The organism is Gluconobacter sp. (genome assembly GCF_047723935.1).
Lineage (GTDB): Bacteria > Pseudomonadota > Alphaproteobacteria > Acetobacterales > Acetobacteraceae > Gluconobacter.
The window spans coordinates 1-16,488 of record NZ_JBDOBO010000008.1; the positions used below are offsets into that span (position 1 = coordinate 1).

A 16,488-nucleotide genomic window follows, 5' to 3' on the forward strand; every position below is an offset into this window, starting at 1 on the left:
AGCACTCCCTTGGTAAGGGAGAGGTCGACAGTTCAATCCTGTCCAGCAGCACCAGTCTTTTCCCAGAAATAAGCCGTTTTCTGCCGTTTCAATGGGCTTTTTCTAGTTCGCTATGGTCCGTATAGATGCGAACGTGTGCGAACAAATCCGTGCAAAATCCGTGCAGCAAAATCGGCCTATGAGCATGATGGAAAATCATGTCGTTATGCGGTCATAAACCACAGCTTTTTCGTAGAGCTTCCATTTGACGAGCTGCCTCAATAGTGTTTGGGCAGGCTTGCCGGTGCGCACGGATCTCGGCCGCCATCCCCTTCTGGAAATCGGCCGTCCACGGATGCAAGGCAGGACAAACCACCTTCAGCCGCGGCTGCGCACACCCGGCCAGTACCAAGCACAATAAAACAGCCCGCATTATCCTTCCCCCTTGTCGAGAGCATCCAGAAATTCATCCACGGTCTGCGGAGCGTTAGCGCCGCGCTGCTCCATCGCCTGTTGCTGCGCTACCTGAGATTGAGCATCTTTGACGTCCTGGTCAGCCGTATCGGCTTTCTGGGATTTACCCCCGGCTTTATAGAGCCCGAGGGCCGACGCCACGCCCACAAGGAGCATGACGCCGAGAATCGCCAGATTGGCGGTACTCACTGGGCAGGGGCTTCCATCGCTGGTTGAACGGCCGGACCGGTAGCGATGACACGCTCCAACTCCGTGGCACCTTCCAGCGTCTTTGTCAGAGCGGCATCGAAGGCCGTGATATCGACATGCTCGGCCAGCTTCGACATGGAGGCTGCCAGAACACCCTGGAGCACGAGCCCGCCGACGCTGATGCCCTGCTGGACTGAGGGTGTATCAGCCTTGCCCAGAGACTGGTTCACAAGACCTTCAAGGGCGGTAACAGAACTAAAAGCCATTGGTGTTTCTTCCATAAAAACAGCCGCCTCGATGGGCGGCGTTGGATCCGACGGTCTGACAGCAGGAACGCTGCCTCCTTCGGAGATCTGAGGAATGAGGATGATCGAGCCAGGACCGGCTGAAGGGCTCAGTCAGGTCGGCGCTTTGGGCTTGCCCTTGCTGTCGAGGATCTGCACGCCACTGTCTGCGCCGGCCTTTTTCAGAAGTGGCGCTTCAGCCCGCGTCGTCATGACGGCCGTGAGCCCGATCTTGTACATGGCAGCGGCATATTTCTGCTCAAAGGCCAAAAAACTCAGAAGCTGATACGGCCTGACCCAGAGAGATCCGGGAGCCGGAGGGGCAATCCGGGACCGCAGGAAGCCGCAGACATTCAGCAGCACCGAGGCCAGAACAAGAAACATACCACCCCAGAACAGGACCTGCGGGGGGAGCAGTCCGAGAAGATCAGACCATTGCATGGTTCGCCCCCATGACTGTCCGCTTGCCCAGGAACACGTCCCGTTCATAGGCGCGACGGTTGGTCAGGCCGGCCAGCTCGACCAGATGGCCTTTCACGGTCGCCTTGTTCCAGCGTGGCAGCTCATTGGCCGCGCCAGCATAATCCCCGGCATTCAGCTTACGCAGAAGCGTGGAGCTTTCCACGGCCGGTGTGCCGACATTGTATTGCCAGGACAGGAGTGCCGCCCGCTGGACATCCGAAAGCGGAACCTTAACCAGGCGCGACAGGGCCGCGTCATAGGTCATGACCGACTGGAGCAGCAGACTGGCTGCGTCCGCCTCACTGATGGGCGGCGTTCTGGCCGTGACGGGCTTTCCGGATTTCAGCCAGCGGCTGCCATAGCCAATCGTCCAGCAGCCGGCAGGGCAGACATAGGGCTTCGACCGGAATCCTTCGAAACCGGGCAGCTTCAGGAGCGTCGTGGCCAGCACGACGGCAGTTTCATTCATGGGATTTCCTGACAGTGTCCAGGTGGACCAATTTTCGGTGGGAAGCCGGGAATTGGTCCACCTGGACAAAAAAGCAGCAATAAAATGCCGTTTTCAGCGCTGAAAGGCTGGACTACTTTCCGATTGATACGACCATATGGACAACCCCGGATCCGAGGATCGACGTCAGCAGCGTGATAGCCGCCGTCACCACGGCCCGCGCACCGAACAAACGGTCCAGCTTGCCGTTGATCTGGCGGTTACTGCTTTCCATGGACTTTGCCAGCGCCTCGATCTCGCTGCGCAGAGACGCGATTTCCTGGCGCATTTCAGCCTTTAGGTCAGACTGGCTGTTCCCAACGCTGGAAAGCTGGGTTTCCAGTGTCAGGCATCGATCTTCAAGAATACGGATCCGTTCTGCCGCCGAGAGCGTGGCCGGAAGGCTTGCGACAACGGCAGCCGTTTGAGTGTCAGGCATGATTTTTCCATAAAAAAAGCTGCCCGGAGGCAGCTGTCAGAGAACGTCTAAAACTGTTGAGGACCTGCGATCAGGCTGCGACGCTGTCAGGTGGAACCGGCAGCGCCACACTGGTCGTATCCGCCCCGGTGGCGATGGCCCGCAGCGCCTTGAGATAGGTGGTCCAGGCCTCGGGCGGCGTTTCGCCCAGGCAGCCGTAATCCGCCCACATCTTCGAAGAGGCGGCGTCAAACAGATCCTGCGCCTTTTGCGCCAGCGTCTGCACCGGAACCGTGAGATACGACGCAACGGTTTCAACGGCCGCCAGATCGATGGTGGATCCATCAGGCGCCAGGGCAACCGGAAGTCCGTCAGCCCCTGCCGTGAGGGTCGCCCCCTTGGCCTGGGCTTTCAGAAGCGCCTGGAAGGTGTCGGCTGCGACGGTCACGGCATCCGCCGGAATGTTCTGGCTGATGCCCTGTGTGTAAAAGCCGCCCGCAGATCCGGAATACAGGATCTCGGGACCGCCCTCCGGAGGCGTGTCCTGTGAGGTGTCTGTCATGTCAGGCCAGTCCTATGGCAAAAAATCCGCCCGTCATGGCGGCGTTCTTGGTGCGGCAGGCCAGAAAGAAACTGCCTCCCGTTGTATCCTGCGCCGTCAGCGTGGCCTGTTCCTGCTGGCCGCGTGTCGCCACATCGGACGTCACCGCCGGAAAGGCCCGCCAGATCTGCGAGAAGGCCTGTGGCCAGGTCACACGGATCACATCGCTTTCATAAACGCCGCTGTCCGAGGTCAGTGTCGCGGTGCCACTGAAGCCACCCCACTGGAACAGGATGAACTGGTTATTGCCGATCGGCAGCCGCAGAAAGCCGGTTTCCCCCTGCTGCGCCGTCACCATCGCCTGCGTCAGCAGATAGTGCCAGGTCCCGCCCAGATCGAGCACAGCCGGCGCTTTCGTGGAACCCGAGACGATCAGCTGAAGAGCGTTCAGATCGCCATTGCCGGCGGACGTGGATCCGAGCACGTATCGCCAGGTCCCGTCCCAGTCCAGGAACGCCATGGTGCCGTTGGTCCCGGAATACAGAACCTCATTGATTCCGACGTCCTGACTGTCTGCGGCCGGATTGGACTCAACGGTGTGATGCCAGTTGCCATTCCGGTCGAGCGCCGCCAGAGACTTGCTGTCCTTGGACGAGACCAGTTGCTTGATGCCGACATCCCCAGCCGTATAGGGATCACTGTTGACCAGATAGCGCCATGTTCCATCCGCCAGAAGAGCGGCCAGCGTGCCCGTGTCCTTGGAGATGACGACTTCATTGACCTTGATGTCGCCCCCGGTGGGAGAACTCCAGACCAGCCTGTCATTCAGCGCCTTGATGTCGGCCGCCGTGGCCAGCGTGCTGTTGCCCAGGGAAACAGATCCGTCATCGTTCAGGACCAGAAGGTACTCGGCCGGGATCTCGTTATAGACCTGCACCGTGGCAGAGAAATCCAGTGGCCCTGTCGTCTCGGCCGTATTGCCGATGATCTTTGTCCGCGACAGCGTATTCGGCGCCCCGACCGTCAGGCTGGCCACCCCCCATTCGGACTGGGTGCCGTCATCTGCGAAGTAGAACACCTGACCGCCATTCGGAAAGGCGGATGCAAAACTGCGCCGGTTGTCCGGAGCGCCGTTCAGAATAAAGGGGCCGGTGCCGGGATTGGTGGCGTTCTCCAGGACATAGTTGCTCAGTCTCGACGCCATCACAGCCTCTCGGTCAGGGTAAAGGTCACGGCATGACGGTCAGCCGGACCAAAAGGATTGGAGATCTCACTCAGAGCAACCCGGCCAAACAGCGCGGTGTCGGCCAGAGGCACGCGGTCCGTATCCGGGAGGAACAGGATGTTGCCGCCCTGGCCACTGACAGACGCCATCGCCCGCACGGCTGGCAGATCGACATCACCCAGAGACTGATGAACAATGCTCAGCTTGCGTCGGCTCCAGCGGGCCTGGGGAAATTCCTCACCCGAGAGCGACGTGGTCTCATCAATCCCGTAATCCCAGCTGTCCGTGCTGGACGTGCTGTAATTGCGCACCGGCTGCCAGAGCGCGCCGATGAAACACAGCGGGATCGAAAGATACCGGTCCGGATTGCCCGGATCCTCCAGCGTCACCTGGACCGTGTCTCCCGTAACATCAGACGGCAGAATCAGAAGGGCCTGACCGTTGAGCGTCTGGCACGGCTGCGACGTCCTGACCTGCTCCACGCCCGCCCGCGAGACCACGACAGTCCAGCGGGCCTGCGCCGACAGATTGGTCCGGTGAACGGATACCGCTCGCAGGGTCTCGACCTGCGACAGGGTCAGCGTCAGGGTGGCTGTCAGGACGGGACTGCGCCAGCCGAGGGACGCTGCTCCCTGGGGAAGCTGAAGATTGGAGACCGGCAGACCCGCCACCGCCTGGTCAGCCGTCAGGCTGCCCAGGAGCACAAGGTTCCTGTAGCCAAAAGCACAGATTTGCATGAGGTCCTCAGAGCGCGTTCAGCGCCACTTTCTTGTAGGTTCCCGCCGAAGTGCAGAGATACAGGGCGTTATCATCCCAGGTCAGATTGCCCTTGGTGCATCCGGTGCTGGCCGTTGGTGTGGACGAGGCCAGCAGCCTGATCCCCTGGAACGCGGCGTAGCCGTTTTTGTCGAGATGAGACGTCTCAGCCTTGTTCTGATCGAAGGTCTGGAGAAAGAAGCCTGCCTCAACGGCCTGCGTCCGATAGAGCTGGATCATGTTTGTGGTCTGCCGGATCGAAATCCCGGTGGTCCAGGGAAGCCAGGAGTGGTCATAGGCAACGTGCATGATGTCGAGCGCTACGGAATTGGTCGTGTTCCCGGTCGCACCGCCACCGGTCAGGAAAATGCCGCGTGACCAGCCCCCGTCCAGAACCTTGCCGTTAAAATTGACATCGATCTCGTAATCGGTGGCGGAATTGCTGCTCAGGTTCAGCACGTCGTTGTCGATCTCGGAACTGATCGACGTGCCAGGGCCTCCGCCCGTCCCACTGTCCATGCCGCGATAGATGCACGCCACCCAGTTGCGGTTAGGGTTGGGATTCAGCGGGTTGGCCCGGTTCGGCCTGCACTCCAGCGAGACAGCCTGACTGGTGACGTTGTTCTTCTGCGGTATTGCCGCCGGATCAAACTCCCATTTGAGGTTTGTCGTGACATTCCACGGGTTGGTGTAGGTCGCATTAAACAAGCCGGCCCCGGTTTCAGGGGTTCCGACGCCCGGCCCGGAAAACAGATTGCCGTTGAGCTGGTACATTCCCAGCGTGTTGTTCGGCAGCCCGGTGGCCAGGTAATAACCCGGAGCCGCATAGGGGAAATTCACCAGCGGCGTGGGTGCGGTTGCAAACGCTGTGACGATGGCCGTATCGGCTGGCGTCTTCCCATCGGCCTGTGCGCCAAAATCCCGAACGCTCGGCTGTTCGCCCAGGCGTTGCGCCAGACTGACAGCGCTGCCAGTCGGGGCAAGCTGGATGGTCGTCTGCGACAGGTTCGTGTCGGCCTTGCCCTTCTGGAGCGTAATCAGCGCCTCGGCTGGAAGCGTATGACCGGCCCGGAACGGCACGATGACCGACTGCCCCCAGGCCGTCCCGCAAACCAGCACGGCCGCCGAGGCGAGCAGAAGCGAAAAACGTGTCATGCCAGTTGATCCTGATCGAGAATGAAGGAACCCAGGACCGCTGCCAGTTCCTCCGTGATCGTGAGGATCTGCAGCGTCATGGTGCTGTCGCCAGCGCGAAGATGTTCAGCCATGACAATCCCGAGGACCGCCTTGCGAAGCCCCGGAACCGGAGCGGACAGAGAGACGATGTCCCCGAGGTCGCAGTGCAGGCCCAGGGTTTCGGGAACCGTGACCGCCCAGATCTGCCGGGACGTGGCCCAGAGACGGCCCTGCAGGGTTGCAATGGTTTGGGCATCGTCCTGACGGCTCAGGGGGGTGATGACGGCGTCCGGATCGGAGGGCTGGCGCCATTGCGCCTTGATCCGCATATCCAGCCAGACCGCATTGCGATCGGCCACGGCCACCAGGGCCTGCCGGTCGGCTGAAGACTGGGGATGCAAAGCGGTGCCAGTCGTGACTGTGAAATTATGCTGCCAGCCCACCCGCCAGCGCCAGGCCGGGACATCGAAGGGCGCGGACAGGCCCACGGCGGAAATCGCCGACACCAGATCAGGAGTCAGACTGAGAACCGGCACCGTGTCCGGATCCGGGATCTGCAAGCGAACGGGACGCACTGTGCCCCGCCGCGTGGACACCAGAGTGAGGCCCAGCCCGGACAGCAGGGTTTGTGTGATGGTCGTGCCCGTTTCGGAGCTGCTGCCATCCCAGTACCAGCCGGCCGACCAGGGCGCGAGATCAGAGGTCACGGGCCAGGACGCATCGATCGTGCCGTGTGGCACGGGAATGTCCTCGATCAGCATCTGTCGCAGGATGTCCAGCACATTCACAGGAACTGCACCGGATGGAAAATGCCCGAAGGCATCGAGCGTGATCTGATAGACCGGCCGCGAGCCCAGACGGATCCATGTCCCGTTTGGCTGGACCTGACGGCTCCAGGTGCCAGCCGGTGGAGAGACGGCATAAATGTCCTCGACATCCGCCGCAAACGTGATGCCATCCGCATAGCCGCCCTCGTAAAGGGCGGTGATGTCTACCGGGCCGTCACTGACCTGGTAAACGTAATTCGTGGCATCGATCAGAACAGGCGTGACATTGCAGGCTGTTCCCCGCAGACGCGGCCTGTTGCGGCCGGCCACGTTGCTGTCCCCATCCAGACGGCCCGTGCCGCCATAGGTCGAGACGGTCATGCTGCGATCGAGCCAGCTGGTCGCGTCCAGCAGTTCGACCGTGGCCGACAGGTGATCCGGACGCCAGTTCCGGCCCAGCCCTGAAAACAGCGGCTGAAGCGTGTCTGACGACGGATCTTTCAGAAGGCCCCGGACAGGATCGGGCGTCTTCAGGCCCCGGTTGATTCTCACCGGAAGGCGGTCATTGATCCGCCCCGTCAGAACCGCATCCATCATGCCGGTCGGGTTCAGAAAGGTCAGAGACCCATAGGAGGAACTGGCCCCCAGGCCGGTGGCGGACAGAGAGAGGCCCCGGTCCAGGTCAAAAGCCTGACTGACAAAGGGCGGATACGGAACATGATCCTCCCGCACGTAGCCCAGATCCGAGTATCGCAGCGTGCTGACGGTTTCGAGCGCCTGTGTCAGACGGGACTGGGTCCCGTGTGGCAGAGTGCCGTGACCATCCGCGATATCGGACGCCACGCCACTGATCGGATCGATGATGTCGAGTTCGACCGTGCGGAATGGCGTCGTCATTCAGGCTGCCTTCTGGGTGGTGGACTTCAGGTTGGTGAGCTTCAGCTCTGAGAGGTTCTTGCTGCTGAGAGCCACCAGCTGCTGGAGCAGATCGGCCAGAGTGTCGGTCTGGCTTTTCAGCGCGGCTTTCATCTCCGAAGAGATCAGGCTGGCGCTGCTGGTGTTGCCGATGTCCTGCAGGGCCTGCATGACCCGCTGGTAATCGGTGACATAACCCTGACCCGATCCGTTCCAGGTCTGGCTGGTGGACAGAAGGGTCGAGGCATAGCCCTGAAGGTTCTGCAGAGCCGTAAAATCACCAGACTTTGCCGCAGCAAGGTCCGTGGTGAAGTTGTCATTGGCCGCGGCATACTGATCCTGCGCCGACAGGGGGGAAGCGTCCGAGAACGCCAGACCCTGCGTATAGCTGGTCAGGCTGGAGATGACCGACGAGACCGAAGAGGCCGCCTGATCCGTGTATTGCTGCTGGATCTTGAGGCGTTCGGCCTGCTGGGTCTTTTCCAGATCCGTCATCTGCTGCTGATAGGTTTCGTTCTGGGCGTAACTGTCGCCCAGATAAGCCTGCCAGCTGTCCTTCAGCTGCTGGACCTCCTGCGCGGCCGACACCTGCTGGTTCAGCAGAGCCGCGCCCTGATCATCCCCGGTGGCCGTGAGGTAACGTGCCTGAACGACCTGATCGGCCTGCGCCAGTTTCGTGGTCTGGGCATCGATCATCTGCTGGGCAATGATATTGCCCTTGTCGATCAGGATCTGCGCATCCATCCCGTAAGCCTCGGCCTCACGCGCGGCGTTCTGGTAGCTGCGCTTGAGGTCATCGACCTGCGACATGAGGCTTTCCGACCCGCTGTCCGTGATGTCCAGCAGGCTTTTGAGCGTGCTGATTTCACTGGTCAGGGCATCCGTGGAAATGCTCTTGCCATCGAGCCCCGACAGCATGGTGGCCAGATCCCCGGTGTAACCGTCGATATGGCCGACCGTGACCTTGGTCGCACTGTCGAATTTCGTGACATGCACGCCCAGATCATCGAGCGCATCCGCTGTCTGCTTGAGCGACGACAGCGTGCTCTCGTAGGTCTCAACGCTGTCGAAAGAGGACGGCATGCCGCCCTGGAGCGCCTTGTTGAACGTGTCGTCATCGCTGCTGAGATCGATGTTGCCCAGCAGCTCGGCCAGCGTCTTGGTGCTTTTCTTCTTGCCCTTGTGGTAGTGCCCGACCTCGCCATAACTGCCGTCATTCACCGAGATGCCCAGATCGGAATAGGTCCCGTTCAGGTCATCCAGCTGGTCCTGGAGTTTGGCTGTCACGTCATCGCTGGCGTGCTTGGTGCGTGTGCTGCCGATGGACAGTTGCCCGTCCGAGCCCACCACGCTGTCATAGACGTAGTGGGTCTTGGAAAAGAGGCCACCGAGCAGACCGCCCAGACCGCCACCGATCACCCCGCCAAGCATGGTGCCGATCACCGGAATGAAAGAGCCCGCCACGGCACCCGCCGCAGCCCCGAGGCCACTGCCAAGCGTGCCATAAGTCCCGCCACCGATCGACGACAGCGCCGAGCCCAGACCCATGCCGCCGCCAATCCCGCCCAGAAGACTGCCGACCGATGCTGTGCCGAACAGATTGGTTTTCAGACCAGACGACAGCCAGGACGAGGATCCGGACGACAGGAGACTGGAGCCCCCGGATGAGAACGCCGACGCAGACGTGCCTGCACCCTCAAAGGGATTGGCACCCAGATCCTCGGTCCCGAAACCGGTATCCGCGCTGGAAAAGGAGCCAATGGATGTGCCCGCACCCTCGAACGGGTTGCCGCTCATGCCATCAGACCCAAATTCAGACCCCGAGCCGGATCCGCTCGCTCCGGAGAAATACTGCGAGATGCTGGACAGGGTCTGGCGGGAGCCGCCGTCAATGGCGTTGAGCAGCGGATTGATCAGCGCCAGTTTGGCGATCATCGACACCACCTGACTTTCAACGCCCTGAAGCGCTGATTTCAACGTCACCCCACCATTGGCCGCGTTGACGAAAGCCTGCGTAAAATCTCCTGACAGCGTGTCCGCCATCGAAGAGATGTCACCCGTGACTTCGTTCAGGACATCCTGCTGCTGCTGGTAGGTCGCAGAGGCCTCGGCCACCCGGCCCGTCAGAGCGATATAGTCCTGCGCTTCCTGTGGCAGCACATCCCCATATTTGCGGTGCATCTCCAGCTCGGCCTGCATGACCGCCAAATTGACCTGACGGGCCTGGGCATTCTGTCCGATCGAGGCCGTCTGGGCTTCAATCATCTCCAGATTATCCGACCGCCCTGCATTCTGCTGGAGCTGCTGCGCCTTCATCTGGGCTGCCGAGGCTTCATCGAGCGCCGCTGTTCGCTTGGCGACCGCAGAAGCGAATTCCGGCGATGTCTCACTGAAATCGTTCTGCGCTTCCGTGTAAGCCTGCTGGTAGTTCGTCGCATGCTGAAGGGCGACGGCAGACCCGCCAGCCGCATCAGCAATCGCCGCCTGAGATCGTGCCTGACGTTCAGCGGAAACCGTGCCGTCATCATAAGCGGCTGCCAGCTGCTTCTGTTTGGCGGTCATGGCAGCGGACAGGGCCTGCTGGTCCGTTCCGGTTCCGCGTGTCGTCTGATCGAACTGGGCCACGACCTCAGCCATGCTGCGCCAGTAGCCGGTCTGGGCTCTGAGTGGATCCAGACTGTCCGTCAGCCCCTGGGTGATTTTCTCCTGGGGGCTGAGTGTATTGGCCAGAGCCACCTTGGCGGCCGTGATGTTTTCCTGCGTTTCCTTCCACTTCTGGGAACCAACGTCCTGTTGAGCCAGCAGCTTTTGCTGGGCTTCAATATAGGCCTGGATGCCGGCGCGCTGTTCGGACCAGCTGCTGGCGGAATATCCACCGGCTGCGTCAGACGCCCCGGCCGCAATCGAGCGACCATTATCAATGACACCGGCAGAAGTCGCATGTTGGACAGCTTCCGCGGATCCAGCTGTGGCACCAGCATGGTCAACATACTGATGGCCGCCACTTTCATGACCGATCACCCCCTTGAAGAGATTGACCAGGCGCGAAGACAGGCCAAGCCGGGATGATTCTGTATCAATCAGGCTGGAGGTGTCAGACGGCAGGGTATTGATGTCATAGCCATAGACAGCGGCATTGTAGGATTTCTGCCCATCACTGCCGACCTTGTTCCCGCTGTAATAGGCTAGGGTATTGTCCCAGTTGCCCTTGGCGCGGGTATTGGCCTCCATGAAAATCTTGATGGCCGCATCGATATTGCCTTGTGGCGTACTGATGTCATAGCCGGAGGCATAACGGGGATCGACCTGACCAAGGCCATAGTGATGATTCCCGCCGGCGTAGTCATCGAGCACCGTGCTGCCGGCCAGCCCATCCGTGCTGACCTTGCCGGTCTTCGGGATCAGATTGATCAGATCCGTCAGCCATTCCAGAAGACGCGCGCCCATGCCCGTGACCAGATCACTGATCGCATGGGTGACGGGAGCCGCTGCTTTTTCCAGATTTTCCAGAGAGCGCTGGAACGGTGTCAGGCCCTGATCATAGGCATCCTTGGACGCATCCCGGATCTTGCTGATGACAAGTGCATAAGCCTCACCCTGCTGACCACTGGCCTGAAGGGTTTTGACCTGCTCGACCAGAGCCGCATCCACACCCGGAAGATGCTGCTTGTACAGCGCCTCGATCTCGGCCGTGGGATCGACCATGGCGGTCTGCACGGCTTTAAGCCCGTCTTCCAGGCTGCCGAAGAGGGAACCGGCATCCCGTGCGATGCCGGCCAGCGTGGAGATATCCGTGCTGGAGCCTGAAAAGTTGTAGGTGCTACCAATCGTTGTGGCGGCCGTGCGGGCGGAACTCTCATCCCATCCCGGCATGGCCTTGAGACTTTCGGACGCCGAAGTGATGGCGCCAGCCATGTGCTGGGCATCATCCCGTGTGGCTTTCAGCTGCGTGGACAGCTTGGCCAGGCGGGACTGCTCTTCCTCCGCCATGGAGCCCATTTCGTAGATGGCTGCGCCAGCGGCCAGAGCGCCACCCACCAGGCCCACCGTCATCGCGCCGCCTGCCAGGTCGACCGCTTTGCGAAAGCCGCCCAGAACGCCAACAGCGTTGGGGACTTCATAAAAAGCCGCCTTCAGGGGATTTCCCCCTGACATGACCATGTCCAGAAACTTGTGAGCCTCATCCATCAGGATGGTCAGCTGATAGGATTCCAGTTTGGCTGCACTGGCGTTGTTCTTATGGCCCTCGGCTTCCTGATCGAGCGCGTCCCGGATCCGGCGGGCTTCACTCAGACGCTGGCTGGTCGTGTCCACCTTGGCCTGTTGATTGGATACACCGGCCTGGGCATCCGTCTGGGAGAGACCGTCCGCCACGGCAGAGGCCGCCTGTGCCCGCATCTGCTGAAGGCGATCTTCCTCTTTCTGGAGTTGCAAAGTGAGCTTGGCGACTTCATCGCCAGCAGCTGACGACATTTGAAGAAACGTCTTCAGGGATCCTGTCATGCCGGCCTGAAGGCCAGACGAAACGCCTTTCTGTGTCTGATCGAATGACAGCAGGGCATCGCGCATGCCGATCGTTGCGGCATTGCCTTCCCCCAGTGTGCCATTCCAGGCAGCCTGGGCATCAGCGGCCGTTTTCTGCTCCCGCGTCAGATCGGCAATATTCTGCCGGGTCGCCTTCATGGCGGCCTGCACCTCAGACAGACGCGCCGTCGTATCAGACGTGTCTGTCCCCGACGACAGGCCCTGATCAAGAGACTCCTGCAGGGCTTTTTCTTCGGCCCTTAGACTGGACAGCTCACGACGCAGGCTGGTGAGGCTGCTGACCCCCTTCTGGGCTGTCCGATCCAGAACGGTGGCTGCCTTGTCCGCAGCATCAGCGACGGCCGCTGTAGCCGATCGTGCGGCGTCTCCCATGCCTGTCATGGCTTCAGCGACATCGTCACCCTTGGCCTGCATCGCATCGAGGTTGCGCGAGGCGCTGGCGACACCATCCGCCGTCAGATCTTCACTAATGATCTGATTACGGATCGTGTTGACCTGCGTGATGGAGACCATGACTAGGAAATCCGTTCTGTCAGAATGAGGGTGGGATAAAGCACCTGCTGACCAGCCTGCCTGTCCTTGCGGCGGCTGGTGTAAGATTTGTGTTTGCGGCTCCAGCCGCCTTTTTTCGTCCAGCTGAGACCGGAGGCCACCCCCGATTGCTTGAGGACGTAAGGCACCGGCCCGCCACGGGCATCCTGGCCACCTGAAAGGGCCTTGAAAGTGCGTGCGGCCAGAACACGCGGGAAGCGACGGCCGACAGTCTGCCGAACGGCTTCCACAATTTTCGGATCCGTTCGGATCTGCATGCCGCCGACCTCAATCTTGCGGGCATAGGGCATCGTGTTGACGATCCAGACTTCCGATCCCATCGGGATGGTGGCTGCCGGATCCGTCCATTCCTTGCTATCGACGAGGATCCGCCAGCTTTTGCGGAAATCGCCACTTTTGACGGGCGAGCGTTTCTGACACTCGGCCAGAGCCCAGTTGGCCGCCTGAGCAAGGTCACTGAAAATATAGGTGACAAGCCCCTGATCGAGGCGGACCTCCTCTTCCGGACGATCGAGATAACCATCCACCCGTGTGATATAGGCATCAGGAGCCGCGCCCTGCTGAATCGCCTGGTCCCGAAAATTCCGGCACTCCTGCGCCACAAGAGCATGAAGGGCCGGGCTGGACAGGGTCGAAGCCGTGTTGACGGCGATCTGCCCTGCCAGGACGTTGGCCCATTGCACAGCGTTAGATCGGCGTCTCATTTCAGGCTCGCTTTCTGCTTTTCAGCCCAGTGGCTGGCATACACTCTGTCCATCGCCACCAGACAGCGGTCCAGGAGCGCCATCTCTTCCTGGCTCAGACCATGATGGTCCGCCCAGGCCCGAACGGCCGTCCAGGGGATGCTTCCCGGGCGGGACTGGATAAGGCCTCCGCCCATGGGAACCATGAACCCTTCAGTGCTTTGGCCGCGCTCGGCTGACAACCGCCTCCAGGCCCGCCAGATCCAGAGCCACTCCGGAGCAGGATCCACGCGAGCTGCATCGCCCGTCAGTTCATCCCAGAATTCGGGATATTCGCCCCATTCGAGGGCCCAGCCGAGCGCGGCTGTCAGTTTCCCTCGGCATCCTCAGCCTGCTGAACTGCCCCTGTGGCAACGAGGCTTGCCGCTTCCCAGCAGGCCCGTGCCAGACGGGCATAATCGGGCTGCGCCAGAAGAGCGCGGAATTCGTCAATCGTGACCTTCTGCGTCTCGGCATCGTCAGCAAACAGTCCATCGACGTCCAGCAGCAGAAACTCTGTCAGCAGGTCAGCATTCAGCTGACGACGTACGGCATTCGGGATGCGTGACGGATCGTTGCGATACTTTTCAGCAGCCTGGGCCACTCGACGGGTCTGCGCATCGAGAAACTGATCCGTGTAACCACGGGTGCGGATCTTCAGGCCCGGATACTGCTCGATGGGAACCCAGACACCATCGTTGACGGCAGCGGAATCAATCTTGAGGTCGGACAGTTTTGCCATGTTAATTTTTCCAGTCAGAACTGAGGGCTGTTTTCCAGCCACTCGGACATAAAAAAACCGCCTCGGAGGGCGGCGGGTGTCAGTCAGTTGGCAGCGAGATCAGCCGCCGACTTTTGTGATCGTAAAGGTGCCACCGCCTGTCTGCGGATTACCCTCGATATCGAAGGTGGCGACGATGGTGCTGTTCTTGGATCCCGCATTGATCTGGGGGTTCTGCAGGGTCGCGTTCAGGAAGGTGAACGTGTAGCCGCGTCCGGAGGCATCGACTGCCGTGATGGCAATCGGGCCGCCCTTTTCCTGCTGGAAACGGTCGTATTGCGCAAAGCTCTTGAAGAACAGCTGGATCTGCCCGCTCGCCAGAAGACTGCCAGGACGAATGCCGCAGGCGTCTGCATGACCCATGCCGTAATCCTGCCCCGCCCCATCACGATCCAGCGTGATCTGGACCTGACGAATGCATCCGTCTGGTACCGCGGCGTCAATCGTCAGGCTCTGGAAGCCGTTCACCGTGTCAAAAACCAGCCCCGTCGGTGCGGCAATTTCGACACCCGCGACATCGACGTCCGACTTGCTCTCATTCGAGCAGGCGAAATCAAACGCCACCTGCGCAAACGATCCCTGCTGGAGCGTGATCTGCGCCCGCGAGGTGAAAGATCCCGTTCGCAGGAACCAGGCAGACGCCATTTTTTCCCGGATCGTCCACGTCTTCACGACTGTGCCGTTGGTAATGACCCCATTCACCCAGTCCGAACACAAGACACCTGCGAACAGATCGTCATAGGTTCCACTGGAGAGCGCTCCCGAGAGCGTCCCGCTGACTGAGATCTGCGTCGTGACAGCCTGGGAAGCCTCAGCCTGCGCGTTGATCTCTTCAGGACGCTGCCGGGTCCGCTGCGGGCGGAAATTCTCACCCGTGAACCGGGTCAGCTGATAGGTCCCGGTCGAGGCCTGCCCATAATTTGCCTCCAGGCTATAGGACAGTCGCACGTCATTCGACTGCGCCCCTGCCTGATAGCCGGAGGTCGCTCCGGAAAAACTCATGGATTTATCTCCGCAGGAAAGGCGTTCAGGCAGAACGTTCCATTTCCGGCATTGGGGTTCCCTTCAATGTCGAAGGTGGCAACAACAGTGCTGTTTTTGGATCCTGCATTGATCTGGGGGTTTTGCAGGCTCGCGTTACTCCAGGTCAGGCCATAGGCATTGCCACTGCTATCTCTCAGCAGCACCTGGATCAGCCCTTGCCAGCTGCTTTCGAACTGCTGGTATTGCGTGAAGTCCCGGAAAAAGAGCTGGATCTGGCCAGCCGCCATGAAACTGCCCGCACGCTGACCAGCTGCGGCCAGTTGACCCATGGCATAATCCTGGCCTGATCCGTCACGAGAAAGCGTCAGCTGGAACTGGCGCACCCGCGCGTCCAGCAGAACGCCATCAATCCACAGATTACCCCAGCCGGAGACAGGATCGATGACAAAGGCCGGCGCTGCTGGCTTGACCTCTGAGGCTGGCGTCGTCTCCAGACGGCGTTCGTCCCGGAAATTCACATCTGCGGTCAGGGTGGCAAACTGCCCCTGGCCAATGGTGAACTGAATCTGCGAAACAAAGCCGCCTGTTCGGGTCAGCACGCTACCCGCCAGATATTCCAAAAAGGTCAGGCTGCGGAACGTCGTGCCGTTGACGATCTGATTGCAGACTCCGACTGTTCCACCATCGAGCAGACCCAACGCCGTCGGGAATGAATCAGCCGTAGGGGTAACAAAATCGTTGCCTCGGGTGGTGTAGGGAAAAATGACGTCCAGCTTATCGACGGCCGATACCAGCCGCAGGAAACCACAGGGAGCCAGACCACCCCAGATATTCTGTCCCGCAGTCGCGATCAGCATCTTGCCACCGGCCCAGGCAGCCGGCGCAACATTTGGCCTGACATCCGTGGGCATCTTGACGGTTACATCTTCCAGACTGGAGCCGCAGACACAGGCCAGAAGCTCATCATAGGTCCCAAAAGAGACAGCCCCGGTTAGTGACCCGTTTACAGACTGCTGGACACTAACCGCAGCATTTGCCTCCCAGCTGCTTTCCAGTTCCTCTGGACGCTGCCGGGTTCTTTGGCAGCGGAACGTCTCGCCTGTCAGACGGAGCCGCTGATAGACGCCAGCAGGCGCTGTTCCATATTCGGCTTCCGCAGCAATGGCGACGATAACGTCATTGGCCTGGGCACCGGCCGAATAACCGGCAGTCGCACCAGTGAAACTCATGT

The 16,488-nt window shown here is 60.5% G+C and carries 16 protein-coding genes; all 16 read right to left on the reverse strand.

What is annotated here, in order from left to right; all coding sequences use genetic code 11:
• Window positions 1–411 precede the first annotated feature (411 nt).
• Complete coding sequence (locus tag ABF979_RS05455; RefSeq protein WP_415558359.1) at window positions 412–642, reverse strand: hypothetical protein; 231 nt, start codon at window positions 640–642, stop codon at window positions 412–414.
• A complete protein-coding gene (locus ABF979_RS05460; RefSeq protein WP_415558361.1) occupies window positions 639–908 on the reverse strand; it encodes a hypothetical protein in 270 nt (89 codons plus the stop codon). Before ABF979_RS05460 ends, ABF979_RS05455 begins: the two co-directional genes overlap by 4 nt.
• A gap of 132 nt (window positions 909–1,040) precedes the next feature.
• Window positions 1,041–1,367: a hypothetical protein gene (locus ABF979_RS05465; protein ID WP_415558363.1), complete on the reverse strand. Its 327-nt coding sequence runs from the start codon at window positions 1,365–1,367 to the stop codon at window positions 1,041–1,043.
• Window positions 1,354–1,857 (reverse strand): lysozyme, encoded by a 504-nt coding sequence (locus tag ABF979_RS05470; protein WP_415558364.1) that lies wholly within the window; start codon window positions 1,855–1,857, stop codon window positions 1,354–1,356. The genes ABF979_RS05465 and ABF979_RS05470 overlap by 14 nt, the downstream gene beginning before the upstream one ends.
• Before the next feature lie 112 nt (window positions 1,858–1,969).
• On the reverse strand, window positions 1,970–2,314 hold the full coding sequence (locus ABF979_RS05475) for a hypothetical protein (protein ID WP_415558365.1): 345 nt from the start codon (window positions 2,312–2,314) through the stop codon (window positions 1,970–1,972).
• Window positions 2,315–2,384: 70 nt separating this feature from the next.
• Entirely contained in the window at window positions 2,385–2,855 is a 471-nt protein-coding gene (locus ABF979_RS05480; RefSeq protein ID WP_415558367.1) for a hypothetical protein, read from the reverse strand.
• A gap of 1 nt (window position 2,856) precedes the next feature.
• Complete coding sequence (locus ABF979_RS05485) at window positions 2,857–4,038, reverse strand: hypothetical protein (protein WP_415558369.1); 1,182 nt, start codon at window positions 4,036–4,038, stop codon at window positions 2,857–2,859.
• Window positions 4,038–4,796: a hypothetical protein gene (locus ABF979_RS05490; protein WP_415558370.1), complete on the reverse strand. Its 759-nt coding sequence runs from the start codon at window positions 4,794–4,796 to the stop codon at window positions 4,038–4,040. Before ABF979_RS05490 ends, ABF979_RS05485 begins: the two co-directional genes overlap by 1 nt.
• Window positions 4,797–4,803: 7 nt before the next feature.
• Window positions 4,804–5,970: a hypothetical protein gene (locus tag ABF979_RS05495; protein WP_415558372.1), complete on the reverse strand. Its 1,167-nt coding sequence runs from the start codon at window positions 5,968–5,970 to the stop codon at window positions 4,804–4,806.
• Window positions 5,967–7,655: a hypothetical protein gene (locus ABF979_RS05500; protein ID WP_415558374.1), complete on the reverse strand. Its 1,689-nt coding sequence runs from the start codon at window positions 7,653–7,655 to the stop codon at window positions 5,967–5,969. The genes ABF979_RS05495 and ABF979_RS05500 overlap by 4 nt, the downstream gene beginning before the upstream one ends.
• Window positions 7,656–12,731 (reverse strand): phage tail protein, encoded by a 5,076-nt coding sequence (locus ABF979_RS05505; protein WP_415558376.1) that lies wholly within the window; start codon window positions 12,729–12,731, stop codon window positions 7,656–7,658.
• 2 nt (window positions 12,732–12,733) lie between these two features.
• A complete protein-coding gene (locus tag ABF979_RS05510; protein ID WP_415558378.1) occupies window positions 12,734–13,474 on the reverse strand; it encodes a hypothetical protein in 741 nt (246 codons plus the stop codon).
• Complete coding sequence (locus ABF979_RS05515; protein ID WP_415558380.1) at window positions 13,471–13,743, reverse strand: hypothetical protein; 273 nt, start codon at window positions 13,741–13,743, stop codon at window positions 13,471–13,473. The genes ABF979_RS05510 and ABF979_RS05515 overlap by 4 nt, the downstream gene beginning before the upstream one ends.
• Before the next feature lie 77 nt (window positions 13,744–13,820).
• Window positions 13,821–14,234 (reverse strand): hypothetical protein, encoded by a 414-nt coding sequence (locus tag ABF979_RS05520; RefSeq protein WP_202208845.1) that lies wholly within the window; start codon window positions 14,232–14,234, stop codon window positions 13,821–13,823.
• A 99-nt stretch (window positions 14,235–14,333) separates the two neighbouring features.
• Window positions 14,334–15,275, reverse strand: a complete 942-nt coding sequence (locus ABF979_RS05525) for a phage tail tube protein (RefSeq protein WP_415558382.1) — start codon at window positions 15,273–15,275, stop codon at window positions 14,334–14,336.
• Window positions 15,272–16,486, reverse strand: coding sequence for a phage tail tube protein (locus ABF979_RS05530; protein ID WP_415558384.1), 1,215 nt, complete (start codon window positions 16,484–16,486; stop codon window positions 15,272–15,274). The genes ABF979_RS05525 and ABF979_RS05530 overlap by 4 nt, the downstream gene beginning before the upstream one ends.
• Window positions 16,487–16,488 lie beyond the last annotated feature (2 nt).